The 13,384-nt window shown below is 71.1% G+C and carries 11 protein-coding genes and 1 pseudogene; 6 read left to right on the forward strand and 6 right to left on the reverse strand.

Annotated elements, in window-relative coordinates; all coding sequences use genetic code 11:
* Window positions 1–205 precede the first annotated feature (205 nt).
* The 3 genes from OG928_RS44370 to OG928_RS44380 all read left to right on the forward strand — a co-directional run bounded on the left by OG928_RS44370 (window position 206) and on the right by OG928_RS44380 (window position 2,084).
* The gene (locus tag OG928_RS44370) at window positions 206–529 is read left to right on the forward strand and encodes a plasmid stabilization protein (RefSeq protein ID WP_331767696.1); all 324 of its coding nucleotides are present in this window, start codon (window positions 206–208) and stop codon (window positions 527–529) included.
* Between the two features lie 138 nt (window positions 530–667).
* Window positions 668–1,741, forward strand: a complete 1,074-nt coding sequence (locus OG928_RS44375) for a YihY/virulence factor BrkB family protein (RefSeq protein ID WP_331767697.1) — start codon at window positions 668–670, stop codon at window positions 1,739–1,741.
* Between the two features lie 76 nt (window positions 1,742–1,817).
* On the forward strand, window positions 1,818–2,084 hold the full coding sequence (locus OG928_RS44380; protein WP_331767698.1) for a DUF4235 domain-containing protein: 267 nt from the start codon (window positions 1,818–1,820) through the stop codon (window positions 2,082–2,084).
* A gap of 158 nt (window positions 2,085–2,242) precedes the next feature.
* Here the strand turns inward: OG928_RS44380 and OG928_RS44385 are convergent, their stop codons facing one another.
* From OG928_RS44385 to OG928_RS44410, 6 genes and pseudogenes are all read right to left on the reverse strand, one after another.
* Window positions 2,243–2,956, reverse strand: coding sequence for a hypothetical protein (locus OG928_RS44385; protein ID WP_406292149.1), 714 nt, complete (start codon window positions 2,954–2,956; stop codon window positions 2,243–2,245).
* An 892-nt stretch (window positions 2,957–3,848) separates the two neighbouring features.
* Window positions 3,849–4,442, reverse strand: a pseudogene (locus OG928_RS44390) (hypothetical protein); the annotation flags it as partial.
* A 312-nt stretch (window positions 4,443–4,754) separates the two neighbouring features.
* Window positions 4,755–6,620, reverse strand: a complete 1,866-nt coding sequence (locus tag OG928_RS44395) for an FAD-dependent oxidoreductase (RefSeq protein ID WP_331767700.1) — start codon at window positions 6,618–6,620, stop codon at window positions 4,755–4,757.
* The gene (locus tag OG928_RS44400) at window positions 6,613–7,782 is read right to left on the reverse strand and encodes an FAD-binding oxidoreductase (protein WP_331767701.1); all 1,170 of its coding nucleotides are present in this window, start codon (window positions 7,780–7,782) and stop codon (window positions 6,613–6,615) included. The genes OG928_RS44395 and OG928_RS44400 overlap by 8 nt, the downstream gene beginning before the upstream one ends.
* The gene (locus tag OG928_RS44405) at window positions 7,782–8,702 is read right to left on the reverse strand and encodes a dihydrodipicolinate synthase family protein (protein WP_331767702.1); all 921 of its coding nucleotides are present in this window, start codon (window positions 8,700–8,702) and stop codon (window positions 7,782–7,784) included. Before OG928_RS44405 ends, OG928_RS44400 begins: the two co-directional genes overlap by 1 nt.
* A 52-nt stretch (window positions 8,703–8,754) precedes the next feature.
* Complete coding sequence (locus tag OG928_RS44410; RefSeq protein WP_406291861.1) at window positions 8,755–9,324, reverse strand: helix-turn-helix domain-containing protein; 570 nt, start codon at window positions 9,322–9,324, stop codon at window positions 8,755–8,757.
* Between the two features lie 418 nt (window positions 9,325–9,742).
* On the opposite strand from OG928_RS44410, the gene OG928_RS44415 reads away from it, so the two are divergent.
* Genes OG928_RS44415 through OG928_RS44425 form a run of 3 tightly spaced genes read left to right on the forward strand, consistent with a single transcriptional unit; the run spans window position 9,743 to window position 13,381 of the window.
* Window positions 9,743–11,359: an ABC transporter substrate-binding protein gene (locus OG928_RS44415; RefSeq protein WP_331767704.1), complete on the forward strand. Its 1,617-nt coding sequence runs from the start codon at window positions 9,743–9,745 to the stop codon at window positions 11,357–11,359.
* On the forward strand, window positions 11,340–12,467 hold the full coding sequence (locus OG928_RS44420) for an ABC transporter permease (RefSeq protein ID WP_331767705.1): 1,128 nt from the start codon (window positions 11,340–11,342) through the stop codon (window positions 12,465–12,467). The genes OG928_RS44415 and OG928_RS44420 overlap by 20 nt, the downstream gene beginning before the upstream one ends.
* Window positions 12,464–13,381, forward strand: a complete 918-nt coding sequence (locus tag OG928_RS44425) for an ABC transporter permease (protein WP_331767706.1) — start codon at window positions 12,464–12,466, stop codon at window positions 13,379–13,381. Before OG928_RS44420 ends, OG928_RS44425 begins: the two co-directional genes overlap by 4 nt.
* The last annotated feature ends 3 nt before the right edge of the window (window positions 13,382–13,384 follow it).

Genomic DNA, 13,384 nt, shown 5'->3' on the forward strand with positions numbered 1-13,384 from the left:
GATCCGCGCGGAAGGATCACCTTGCGTGGCCGCCCGTGCACGGAGCTGTCGCCGGGCGGTCTCCGCGACGGCCGGGACGGCGTGTACGAGCGGCTCGTGTCTTCGCGGCGAGTCCGGTGGCACCGCGCATGCCCACCCATATGCCGGGTAGTGGTCTCCGAGGTCGAGGTTCGTGATGATCTTCGTGATGATCGAGGTGAGAGCCATGCCACGCGGATCGAGCCCCAAGCGGGAACGCCAGTACGAGCACATCAAGGAGAGCGCCAAGAAGCGCGGCGAGAGCACGGTGCGCGCCGAGGAGATCGCGGCGCGCACCGTCAACAAGGAGCGGGCGCAGGCCGGCGAGTCCAGGACCGCGAGCCGAACGTCGATCAAGGACAAGCCGGCGACGCAGCGGGGCGGTGAACGTTCGCACAGCGGTGCGAAGGGTCCCACCTACGACCAGCTGTACGCGGATGCCCAGCGCCGCGGCGTCAAGGGCCGCTCCTCGATGAACAAGAAACAGCTCCAGCAGGCCCTGAGCCACTGACCGCCCGCGCCGCGACGGCCGAGCCCGGAACGCGGCGGTGAAGAAACGTTTCCGGACACACCGTCCGGGCGGACAGGACCCGGGGAGGCCCGGTTTCTCGCGGGCACGAGAGGCCGATATCAGGCGAGAAGGCTGACCATGGCACGGATGTGGAAAAGGCGACAAGCGGACGGATCCGCCCACGCCGGACCCGACTCCGGTGCCGGCGCCGACGCGGGGCCGAGTGTCCCGGACGAGCCGTCGGATCTGTCGAGGCGGTCGTGGTGGGCGGTGCTGAAGCGGACGGTCACCGAGTTCAAGGACGACGAACTCACCGACCGCGCCGCGGCGCTGACCTATTACGGGGTGCTGTCGCTGTTCCCGGCCCTGCTGGTGCTGGTCTCGCTGCTCGGGATCGCCGGCGAGTCGGCCACCCGGGAGATCCTGGACAACCTTCAGCAGCTCGCCCCCGGCGCCGCGCGTGACGTGATCACCAACGCGGTACGGGAGTTGCAGTCCAGTGGTGGGACCGGGTCGTGGCTGGCCATCGTCGGTCTGCTGGCGGCGGTGTGGTCGGCGTCGGGGTACGTCGCGGCGTTCATCCGCGCGTCCAACATCGTGTACGACATCGCCGAGGGCCGACCGGTGTGGAAGACCACGCCGCTGCGGCTGGCCCTGACGCTGGTGCTGATGGTGCTGGCCTGCGCGAGCGCCCTGATCGTCGTGTTCACCGGAGGTCTCGCCCGTCAGGCGGGCACCGCGCTGGGCATCGGGGACACCGCGTTGACGGTGTGGGCGATCGCCAAGTGGCCGGTGCTGATCCTCCTGGTCACGCTGATGATCGCGATCTTGTACTGGGCGGCGCCGAACGCCAGGAACCGCGGTTTCCGCTGGATCACCCCCGGCAGCTTCGTCGCCCTGCTCATCTGGCTGGTCGCCTCGGGAGGCTTCGCGCTGTACGTGGCCAACTTCGCCTCCTACAACAAGACGTACGGCACGTTCGCCGGCGTGATCGTCTTCCTGGTCTGGCTGTGGGTCACCAATCTGGCGGTCCTGCTGGGCTTGGAGTTCGACGCCGAACTGTCCCGCGAACGCGCCGTCGTCGGCGGCCACCCGCTGGACGAAGAGCCGTACGTGGAGCCGCGCGACACGCGCACCTGGACCGCGGACCAACGCGACGCGGCGGCCGACCGCGAAGTGGCCGCCGACAAGCCCACCCGCCACCACCTCTGAGGACTCCCCGACCGGGGACGACCACGGTGGCCGGCCCGTGGGAGTTCGAACCGGCCTCACAAGTGAGGAGCAGACGATGAAGGCAGCGAAGATCGCATACAAGCCGGTGGGACTGCTGCTCGGCGCGATCAGCGGGATGGTGGCCGGGGCGTTGTTCAAACAGCTGTGGAAAGCCCTGGGGCACGAGCAGGACGCGCCCGACGCCACCGACCAGGACCGCACCTGGCGCGAAGTCCTGCTCGCCGCCGCCCTGCAAGGCGCCGTCTTCGCCGGAGTCAAAGCCGCCGTCGAGCGCGGCGGCTTGGTCGCGACGAGAGGCCTGACCGGCACGTGGCCCGGCTGAGCGGCGCCACACCCGCGACGCCCCCGCCGAGCGAGTCGGCGTCGCTCCGGGCGAGCCCCGGCACTCGCCGTCTTGATGTGGCGGAAGAGCCGGCGGACGGGACAGGCCCGCCGTCGGCGGAACGGGTGTAGCCGAGTGCGCCCCGTGACCTGTCGGGTTCAAAAGTGGAATCCTGTGTAGCTCGTGTGGCTCGATCCGTACGATTTCGGGCTTGGTCGGGGGACGGTCCCGGTCTTGTAATCCTCCTTGAACAGCCGCCACCAGAATTGCCAGAGCCCCGTGCGCGACGCCATGCCGGGCAGATCCGCGAACCGCGCGAGGACGTGCTCCTCGATCGAGTCGTCGAACACCACCCCGGCCCACCCGCGAGCGGCCAAGAGCTCGCGGAGCGCACGTACGTCGGTGTCGGTGGTCAGGCGCGTGGCATCCCCTGGTACCGCACGCGGTGGGACGCCCTCACACACCACGTGCAGCGTGTCGCCCGGGGCGTTCGAGGTCGATACGCCCCAGCGAAGTTCCTCAGCCAGGGCGTCCAGGCGCGCGTTCACGAGGGCTTCGACGCGCTTTCGCTCCGACTCCGCGGCCCGGTCCCGGGCGTGGGCGCGGCGAAGGTCCTCCTCCGCCTGCCGTCGGATCGCCTCGCAAATCTCCTCCGCAGTCGGCTCGTAGGCAGCCAACGCAGCGTCGAAGCGGGAGCGGTAGAGCGCCTGCGCCTCCTCCCAGGCGCGCTCCATCTCCTCCGCGCGGGTGCGTCGACGCGGGCGCGGCAGCGCCGCGTGCCCGCGGGCCTCGTACAAGCACGCCGCCGCGTCGTCGAGTTCGACCACGGCCGCCACCGCCGCCGCCGTCCATTGCTTTCGACGAGTCGACACCGTCCGCCGGTAGGCCCGGGCCGACGAACGCGCGGAGTCGGAGCGCGATGCTCGGGCGGGCGGTCAGGTCGGCTGACGTGCGGCGTGGAGTGTCATTCCCGGCGCAGCGACAGCGATGCCTCGTCGCGTCCGACTTGTGCGCCGGGTGCGACGCTCCGTCCCGCGGGCGAGCCGTGCGAACGACTGCCGTGACCGACACCGGATGCGAGCGAGGGCAGCACGACCTGTGTCCAGTTGTCGCTACCCCCGTTGACCGGTTCGGTGTCCCCGGGCTGCAGCGCCGCCCACTTGGGCGCGGTGAGGCCAGTGGCCGCGAGGAGCGCGAGTCCGCCCGGCGTCGAGTGGGCACCGTCCCGGATACTGTCGTGGCTGCGCCAGAAGGCTTCCCGGAGCCGGCGTTGTAGGCGGCGATGGCCCGCGTACCGTCGCCTGCCCGATCGTCGTCTCGGTAGCGGGCGTTGTCCTGCTTCAACTCGTCCAGCGCGGCCACGCGGGAGGCCTTGGTGGCCTCTCGCCACGTTCGATGCTGACGCGGATCGGTGCGCGCCTCGCGCAGATGGCGGGGACCACCGCCGCCGACCGTCATTTGGGCCAACTCGTACGCCCGCATCGGCGTCAGGCCGGCGACGACGGACGGCGTCGGGAGCGAAACGGTCGGGACGGCGACTTCCGGCGCCCTACGGGCCGTTCTCGGTTCGCCCGGTTCGTGTGCCGCCTGACCGGCGGCTGTGAAGTGCGCGTGCAGTTGCCGTCGGAGGTCGGCTGCCGTGTCGAAGGCCCGGGTCTGTGCGTGCGTGCCGATGGCGTTGATCCTGGGATCCTGGTGTCCCCCGCCATTCTCCGACGCCGCGATGATGTCGTCGGCCGCGCGCCCGGAACCTCGGTAGGCCAAGAGGATCTGATCCTCGACCGGCCGGCCGTTCTCGGTCATGTCCCGGACTCGATGTGTCGCGTCCTGCACGGTGATCCCACCACCGTTGATGAGCACCGTGGCGGAGCCCTCTGTCCGGGACAGGAGCCGACCGGCCTGTGCCAGTGCCCAGGATTCGTCACCGAAATCCTCGCCCGGCACAACGAGGATCAGGTCTTGGTCGGGTTGTAGGGGCGCCTTCTTGTTCGGATCGTAGAGCGTTCCGGGATAGGCCACCGTGCCCTTCGCCACGACACCGATCAGCGGGGCGTCGGCCCCACCCAGTCGGCCCTCGGCGAACAACCGGCGCTTGGCCTCGCCGACTTCCTTGAGGCAGCCGGAGTCGGTACCCCCGAAGAACACCGCCGCTCCGAATCTCGCGGCGCTCAAAAGGATTTCTTCGTATACCGCCTGGTCCGCGGCCGTCGCCTTGCCGGCCCCTGCCGCGCCGCCGACGACGGTGATCACGGGCATCGAATCGGCCACGACGTCGTACAGCGCGACGCTCAGGTCGGCGTAGGAATCTACGGTACGAACCGAGAACCACCGGACGCCCCACCCCGGCGCGGTGAGCATCTCGCGAGCGTCGGACGCTGTCGACGGGGTGGGCGGCACAGCTCTCCTTCGGTCCCGGGGGTTCCCAACGGACGCGATCGGAGGGTGACCCGGTGATCACGTTTTGCCGGATCCTATTGTCGGGATCGGTAAATCGCCACGCGCGACCGAAGTTCGGGCGCGGTGCCCCAGTTCGGGCGCGAGTCCGCGGTGCCCCGAGCAGGTCGGCGTCTTCGACGCCTCGTAGTCCAATGGACACGCTCGAACCCCCGTTGTACGAAGGCGCGTTGCTCCACGGCCGCCGGGAAGCGCCGGCCGCCCGAGGGGCGAGGCTCAGGGGAGGTCGTCGTGGGCGCGTGCGAGGGCCTCCATGGGGATCGGCTTGACCGGAGCACGGGCCGCCAGGGGGCCGATTCCGGCGGGGGCGACGCCCGTCTCCCGCTGCAACAACGCGGTCAGCGCGGGTCCGCACATGCGGCCCTGGCACGGCCCCATGCCCGCGCGAGTGAGCAGTTTGATCGCGTCCGCGGTGGCCTGGGGCGGATTGTCCCGCACCGCGCAACGGATCCGACCGAACGTCACCTCCTCGCAGCGGCACAACTGGGTGTCATCGTCGGCGAGTTCGGTCAGCGCGGCACGGTCGGGCGCACACGTGCGGTCGAGGAGCTCGGCCATCCGCCCGGTGGCGGCCACCTCGCGACGCGCCGTGCGCAGTTCGCGATCGAGCGCGGCCCCGTCGACGACGCCCAGACTTCGGCAGATGTCGAGCGCCGCGCGGCGGCCCGTGGCGACGGCGTGTTCCGCGCCCGCGACACCGGTGAGTTCCCCGGCCGCCCAGATGTCGGGCAGGCTGGTGCGCATCGCCTCGTCGTGGACCAGTACCCAGCCGCCCGCGGGGCCGTTCCAGGTCGCCTCGCATCCCGCCTGGCGGGCGAGTTCGGTGGAGGGCACGAAACCGAAGCCGGTGCCGATCGCGTCGCACGGCACGTGGCGTTCGGTGCCCGATTCCACCCGCCAGTCGCGGTCGACCCGGGCGAGGACCGCCCCGGTCACCCGGTCCTCGCCTCGCGCGCGCACGACGACGGTCCCGGTGCGCACGGGGACGCCGGCGCGACGGAGCGTGCGCAACGCGGCGATGCCCTCGGCGACCTTGGGGCCGTTGCCGGCCAACGCCCCGAGCGCGCGGGCCAACACGCCCGGACCGGGCGGTCGTTGGGCGAACGCCACCTCCGCCACCTCGGCACCGGCGTGGACCAGTTGCGCGGCGACCACGATCAGCAGCGGGTGGGACCCGGCGAGCACCACGCGCCGCCCGGCGAGCGTGCGATGGCCCTTGAGCAGCGCCTGGATACCGCCGACGGTCAGCACTCCCGGCAGGGTCCAGCCGGGATACGGCACCGGCAGGTCGTACGCGCCGGCGGTGAGCAGCAGTGCGCGAGGCAGCAGCACCTGCACACCGGCGGGGCCGTGGACCGCGAGCCGCGGGCCGGCGGGCACGGGTGAGCCGGGCGCCGCGAAGCCGTCGGGGGTCGTCCTGGTGCCGAAGACGCCCCAGGCGGTGGTGCCGTGCCGGAAGGTGATGCCCGAAGTAGCGGCGGCTTCGGCCAGGAGAGCGCGTCCCGCCGCGTACGCGTGGGCCGCCAGCGGGTCGGGGCCGGGCGAGGCGGGGTCGGGCCGCCGCCAGATCTGCCCGCCGGGCCGGGCCTGTTCGTCGACGACCAGGACGCGGGTGCCGTGTCGGGCCGCCGTCACGGCGGCGGCGAGGCCGGCGGGCCCGGCGCCGACCACGACGAGGTCCCAGCGCTCGCTCATCGTCGATTCTCCGGTTCCGGGGGATTCCACCGCGTCGCCCGGCACGGGGGCATCCCCCGTTTCGTTGCCCGGGGTTGGGGTTCCTCGGGTCCGCGTCGCCCCGGGATGTGCACGATCGGGCGTCGTGCCGGTCTCGACGCACATGCCGGCGCGTACCGGTTCCTGGCACGCGCGGACGAGTGGAACACCGTCGACGGTGACCGCGCACTCGAAGCAGACGCCCATGGCGCAGTAGGGACCGCGCGGGCGGCCGGCCCGGTCGAGTCGGGTGGCGGGGTGTCCGATCGCGATGAGGGCGGCGGCGAGGGAGCGCCCGCCGGGCAGCGACGTGCGCCGGCCGTCGAGCGTGACGGGTGTGTCGGCGTGGGGTGTGCCGAGGTCAGACAAAGTTCACCGACCCGAATCGTGCGGGAGAGTAGTCGTCGATGGGCAGCGCGGTGCTCTCGCCGAGGATCAGTTCCGCGAGGAGGCGGCTGTACGTCGGCCCGAGGGTGAAGCCCGAGCCGCCGGTGGCCACGTAGAAGCCGGGCCGGCGCGGCACCGCGCCCAGGATCGGGAGTTGGTCGGGGGTCAGCGAGGTCGCCCCCGTCCAGATCCGCAGGACCGGCAGGCGTTGTACGGCGGGTACCACCCGGGCGGCGTCGGCGCTCCCGAAGACGGAGTCCAGGCGGGGTTCGGGGCGGGCGTCCAGGTCGAGCGCGCCGGCGTGCTGGACGAACTTGGCGGGCCACCCGCCGCCGACCAGGATGTTGCCCTCGTCCGTCTGCTTGAGCGAGAGCCGGCGTCCGGCGTGCTGGATCAGGTGGGGCACGAGCGGCGGCGCGGCGGCGGTGACCGCCATGGACAGGGCCACCGGCACCACGGGCAGGCGGATGTCGGCCATCGCGGCGACCTCGCCGGTCCAGATTCCGGCCGCGGCGACGACGGCGGAGGCGGCGACGCGCGGCCCCGGCTCGGTGTCCGCGAGCCATCGCCGGCCGTCGTGGCGCAGCGCGGTGAGCCGGGTGGCCGCCCGGATCCGGGCCCCGAACCGGCCCGCGGCCCGCGCGTAGGCGTGGGTGGCCAGGCGGGGGTTGGCCTTGCCCTCGCCGGGACACCAGGTGGCGCCGACGACGCGGTCGGACAGGTAGGGGGCGAGTCGGTGGGTGGCCGGGGCGTCGAGGAGTTCGACGTCGAGCCCGCGGGCCGTCTCGAGTGCGGCCTTCTCGGCCAAAAGCGCCATCTGGTCGGGCGATTCGGCGAGCATGAGGCCGCCCTTGCGGCGTACCCCGCAGGGTTCGCCGAGTTCGTCCTCCAGGCTCTCCCACGACCGCATCGCGTCCAGGTGCAGGGGCAGGGCCTCGGCCGCGCGTTCCGCGACGTGCCGGCCGTGCCGGATCATCCGGTATTCGAGTTGGAAGTGCAGACTGCCCGCGTTCTGGCCGGACGCGTGTCGGTTGAGCTGGTCCTTCTCGATCAGCAGGACCGTCGCCCCGGCACGGGCGAGGTGGTAGGCCAGGGCGCAGCCGAGCAGCCCGCCGCCGACGACGAGCACGTCGTGGCTCTCCATCAGGGCACGAGCCCGAGTTCGGCCATCGTCGCGCGCACGCGTTCGCGCTCGCCGGCGGTGAGGGGGAGCAGCGGGCGTCGAGGGTGCCCGGCGGGGATGCCGCGCAGGGTGAGCGCGTACTTGAGGATGGCGGGTGCGTTCGCGAAGCGCGGTCCGTAGTCGCGGTTGAACCACGCCCGCATCAGCACCCGGTCGCGGGCGCCGACGGCCAGGGCGGCGTCCAGGTCGTCGGCGGCGAGATGGGTGAAGAAGGCGGGATGGTCGCGGCCGAGCACCGCGCCGGCGCCCATCAGGCCGTCGCCGCCGATGCCGCGCATCAGGGCCGCTCCGACCTCGTCGGTGGTGATGCCGAAGCAGCGCACGCGTTCGCGCAGGGCGACCAGTGCCCGCACGAAGGCGCCGAAGTCGCCGGTGGAGTTCTTGACGGCGACGACGCCGGGGACGTCGGCCAGCGCCGACAGCGTTTCGGTGTCCAGGTCCAGGCCGGTGCCGCGCGGCCAGTTGTACACGCAGATCGGGATGTCCACGCCGGCCGACACCTCGCGGTAGAACTCCACCGTCTCGCGGGAGTTGGGCACCACGTACGGCGGTGGGGTGAGCAGGATGCCGTCGAGTCCGGCCTCGCGGGCGGCACGGGCGTGGCCGATCGACTCGCCCGCGGTGTAGGCGTTGCATCCACCGAGCAGGGTGTAGCGTCCCCTGACCTGCCGGGCCGCGCGGGTGAACAGCGCCGCGCGTTCGGTCGCGGTGAGCGTGTACCACTCGCCGGTGGTGCCCGCGATCACGACACCGTCGAGTCGCTCGGCGGCGAACCATTCCAACTGTTCGTCCCACGCGCGCAGTTCGAGTTCGCCCTGTGCCGTGAACGGGGTGGTCACGGCCGGTATGTAGCCGTGCCAATCGACGGTGTGGCGGTCCATGCCCTCGGTCCTTTCCGGGGCACAAACCGGGATCCGGGCGGCTGCCCGCGCGCTACGGCATCGGCGGTGTGACCGCGAGCAGCAGCCGGGCGGGTTCGTCGTACGGGTTGGCGAACCGGTGCCGCAGGCGTGAGTCGAAGGTGATCGCGTCCCCTTCGCCCAGGTGGTGGACGTGGCCGTCGACCTCGACGTCGAGGCGGCCGGCGAGCACGGTGGCGCATTCCGTGGAGGGATGTCCGTAGGGCTCGTCGGAGGAGACCTGGCCGGGTTCGATGTGCGCCTCCAGCACCTCCAGATCACCCGATCCGGGCGTGAGCCTGGTGTACGTGATGTGCTCTCGGGCCGCACCGAGCCGCATGCGTTGCTCCCGGGTGGTGACCACCACTCGGGGCATGTCCGGATCGTCGAACAACGTGGCGATGGAGGTGTCGAAGACCTGGGCGAGCTTGCGCAGTGTGGCCAGGCTCGGTTCCGCCGCGCCGTTCTCCAACTGGCTGAGCATGCCCGCCGAAACCCCGGCCCGCGCCGCCAACTGACGCAGTGTCAGATCATGCGCCTGGCGCAGAGAGCGCAGTCGGTCACCCAGCATCGTGTGGTCCTTGCTCGATTTGGTGCCGCCCACGCTTGACCCGCGAATCCTAGCTTGTGCGTGCTGGTGTGTTCAGTGTGATTGAACGCTTCGGGGGGAAACTAGGCGTGCCGGCGCATGCCCGTCAAGACCCCCTTCGCGGGGACTCGATCGGATCGAACGCACCCGGGAAGTCCGTTCCGTCCCCGGCTCATTCGTCGCTCTGCGCGATGGCCACCGTACGCAAATGTCTCCTCTGACCAGGCATCGGATCGCTATTCGGCCGTCGAATCGTCGCTGTTCGTCGATGTTCGATCACCGGGCGCAGACAATCGGACCCGCCTGCGGCGAGACGTCGAGAAAAGTCTTGACCGTCGAACTCGGACACCCTTACGTTCAGCCCCACCGTTCAGCCACATCAAACACTCGACTTCCGTCCCAAGTCGGTCGAGTGCCTTGAGGAAGGTGCACCATGCGGGCCAATCACCCCATCAAGGCCAGTCCAAGCCAGGTCGTACGACGGGCCTCCGGTCCGCTCGCGGTCACCGTCGCGGCAGCCTTGATGCTCACCGCCTGCGGTGGGGCCGACAAGTCCTCCGCCGGCGCGGGCGGCGACACCCTCGTCGTCGACACGTCGTTCAGCCTCAAGACCGCCGACCCCGGGCGGACGTTCGAGCCCACCGGCATCCTGGTCACCCGGCCGGTCTACGACACCCTGCTGACCTTCGACAACGGCGACGTGACCAAGCCCGTGCCGCTGCTCGCCGCCTCGTTCGAGGCCGCGCCCGACGCCAAGACGTTCACCTTCCCGCTGCGCCCGGAGGCCAAGTTCTCCGACGGCTCGCCGGTGACCGCCAAGGACGTCGTCTTCTCGTTCAACCGGGTCAAGAACATCAAGGGCAACCCGGCGTTCCTGCTCGACGGGGTCACGGTCGCCGCGAAGGACGAGCACACGGTCGTGCTGACCACCGAAGCCGCCGACCCCGCCCTGCCGTTCCGCCTCGCCACCCCCGCGCTGGGCATCGTCAACTCCAAGACGGTCACGGCCCACGGCGGCACCGACGCCCCCGGCGCGGACCAGGGCGACAAGGCCGAGCAGTACCTCAACGGCGACTCCCAGGGCAGCGGCCCGTACCGGATCACCAAGTACGACGTCGGCACCGAGGTCGTACTGACCCGCAACGACAACTACTGGGGTGCCAAGCCCAAGTACGCCAAGGTCGTGGTGCGCAACGTGCCGGCCAACACCCAGCAGCTCAACATCCTCCAGGGTGCGAGCCAGGTGTCCCTGGACATGTCCCCCGACCAGGCGACCAAGGTCAAGGGTCAGGCGCAGGTGCTCACCAAGCCGACCCCCACCACGGCGTTCCTGTTCGCCAACGACGACCCGGCCGTCTCACCGATCACCTCGAACAAGGACTTCCAGGAAGCCGTTCGCTACGGCGTCGACTACAAGGGCCTGCTCGACGTCGCCGGAGCCGGTTCCGCCCAGGCCGCGGGTGTCGTCCCGAGCTTCTTCACCGGTGCCCTGGACCCGGCCGCCGCGATCGCGCGCGACATCCCGCGCGCCAAGGCCGCGCTCGCCCGCGCCGGACTGAACAACCCGAGCGTGGACCTCTACTACGCCTCCGACGTCACCATCAACGGCATCAACTTCGGTGACCTCGGTGCCCGCGTGCAGGCCAACCTCAAGGAGGTCGGCATCACGATCAACCTCAAGCCGGCCCCCACCCAGACCGCCCTGGAGTCGTACCGCAAGGGCTCCGAGGCGATGGGCCTGTGGTGGTGGCAGGCCGACTACCCGGACGCCAGCGACTACCTCGCCTTCGCCCCCGGTGAACTGGTCGGCCTGCGCGCCGGCTGGAAGCCGGGCGGCAACGCAGAGGTCACCGCGCTCGCGCAGCAGGCCAAGACCGCGACCACCGACGCGCAGCGGGTCCAGCTCTACCGACAGATGCAGGAGGCGATGAACAAGACCGGACCGTTCATCCCCCTGCTCCAGCCCGCACAGGTGATCGCGGCCGCCAACTCGGTCAAGAACCTGCACTACAACCCGATCTGGTACATCGATGTCGACAAGCTCGGCTGACCCCACCACCGGCCGCAGCACCCCGCCGTCGGCCGCGCCCTCCCCGGGCGCGGCCCCCGGCCCCGGGGCACCGGCCTCCCGCCGCAGCCACCCCTTCGCACGCTTCGTCCTGATCCGGCTCTCCGTGGGCCTGCTGCTGTGCCTGGGCATCACGATGCTCGCGTTCGCGCTCACGCACGCCGTGCCCGGTGATCCGGTCGCCGCCAACCTGGGCCAGCGCGCCCTGGGCGACCCTGCCGCGGTGGCCGCCTTCAAGGAGAAGAACGGCCTCAACGACTCGCTGCCGTCGCAGTACTTCACGTACCTGGGCAACCTCCTGAACGGCGACCTGGGCACCTCCCAGCAGACCCACCGCCCCGTGTGGGACGACCTGGACCAGTACGTGCCGGCGAGCGTGGAACTCGCCCTGGTCGCGATCGTCCTGGCGCTCGCCCTGGGCGTCACCATGGGCGTGGTCGCCGCCGTCACCCGCGACCGCTGGCCGGACCAGATCATCCGGGTGATCAGCCTCGCCGGCGTGTCGGTGCCCGTGTTCTGGCTGGCCCTGGTCGTGTTCTACGTCTTCTTCTACCAACTCGGCTGGTTCCCGGCCGGCGGACGGCTGCCACCCGGGGCCGAACCACCGGGCGACATCACCGGCCTGTACACCGTGGACGCGCTGCTGGGCGGCGACTTCGCGACCTTCAACGACGCCGCCTCCCGACTGGTCCTGCCCGCGAGCGTGCTCGCCGCGTTCAACGTCGGCGTGCTCACCCGGTTCACCCGCGCGGCGGTCCTGGAAGCCCTCGGCAACGACTACGTACGCGCCGCCCGGGCCAAGGGCCTGCCCGAGACGACCGTGATCCGCCGGCACGTGCTCAGGCCCGCGCTGACCTCGATCCTCACCGTCGCCGGGCTGACCTTCGGCGGCATGCTCGCGGGCACCGTTCTGGTCGAGAGCGTCTTTTCCTGGCCGGGCCTGGGCCAGTACGCGTACCGCAGCGCGCTCAACCTCGATCTGCCGTCCATCATGGGCGTCTGCCTGGTCGTGGCCGTCGTGTACGTCGTGATCAACCTCCTCGTGGACCTGCTCTACGGGGTCATCGACCCGAGGATCAGAATCTCGTGAACGCCACGCGCATCTTCCTGGGCGACCGGCTCGGATCCCGCCGGCCCGATCAAGACCCGCCCGCCAAGCCTCGAAAGCGCCGCACCGGCCGCAAGTCGGTCTGGCGCAGCCCGCTGGCCGTCACCGGCCTGACCATCCTCGCGATGTTCCTGATCGCGGCCGTGTTCGCCTCCGTGCTCGCCCCCGAGGATCCGCTCGCGCAGAACGCGCCCAAGTTCCAAGGGCCTTCCGGCGAGCACTGGTTCGGCACCGATCAGCTGGGACGCGACGTGCTCTCGCGCGTCATCCACGGAACGCGGGTCTCGCTGCCCCTCGCGCTGTTGCTCGTCGTCCTGTCGATGACCATCGGCACCGTGCTCGGCGCGATCGCCGGGTACTTCGGCGGGTGGATCGACATGCTGATCATGCGCTGCGCGGACCTGGTCCTGGCCTTCCCCGGGATCATCCTGGCGATGGCCGTGGTCGCGGCCCTGGGCCCCAACCTCACCAACGCCGTCCTGGCCGTCGTGGTGGTGAGCTGGCCGACCTACGCGCGGGTCGTGCGCGGACTCGTGCTCACCCTGCGCCAGTCCGACTTCGTCCAGGCCGGGCGCCTGCTCGGCGCGTCCGGGTGGCGCACCCTGTCCGTCGACCTGCGCCCGAACCTGGCGGGCCCGGTGGCGGTCCTGGCCGCACTCGACCTGGGCAACGCCGTCCTCCTGCTGTCCGGACTGTCCTTCCTCGGCCTGGGCGCGCAACCGCCGACCGCCGAATGGGGCGCCATGGTCAACGCGGGCGCGCAGAACTTCGACTCGTGGTGGGTCGGGGTCTTCCCCGGCCTGGCGATCCTCCTGTCGGTGCTCGCGTTCAACTTCCTCGGCGACACCCTCCGGGACGCACTCGACCCCCGTACCGCACGGGCCATCCGAGGGTGACGA

Origin of the sequence: Embleya sp. NBC_00896, assembly GCF_045207785.1 — a bacterium.
Classification (GTDB): domain Bacteria; phylum Actinomycetota; class Actinomycetes; order Streptomycetales; family Streptomycetaceae; genus Embleya.

Bases quoted from the DNA above. Each gene is read 5' to 3' on its own strand.
- OG928_RS44420 (WP_331767705.1), top strand. From the start codon at position 11,340: ATGTCGACAAGCTCGGCTGACCCCACCACCGGCCGCAGCACCCCGCCG.
- OG928_RS44380 (WP_331767698.1), top strand. From the start codon at position 1,818: ATGAAGGCAGCGAAGATCGCATACAAGCCGGTGGGACTGCTGCTCGGC.
- OG928_RS44375 (WP_331767697.1), top strand. From the start codon at position 668: ATGGCACGGATGTGGAAAAGGCGACAAGCGGACGGATCCGCCCACGCC.
- OG928_RS44400 (WP_331767701.1), bottom strand. From the start codon at position 7,782: ATGGAGAGCCACGACGTGCTCGTCGTCGGCGGCGGGCTGCTCGGCTGC.
- OG928_RS44370 (WP_331767696.1), top strand. From the start codon at position 206: ATGCCACGCGGATCGAGCCCCAAGCGGGAACGCCAGTACGAGCACATC.
- OG928_RS44415 (WP_331767704.1), top strand. From the start codon at position 9,743: ATGCGGGCCAATCACCCCATCAAGGCCAGTCCAAGCCAGGTCGTACGA.
- OG928_RS44405 (WP_331767702.1), bottom strand. From the start codon at position 8,702: ATGGACCGCCACACCGTCGATTGGCACGGCTACATACCGGCCGTGACC.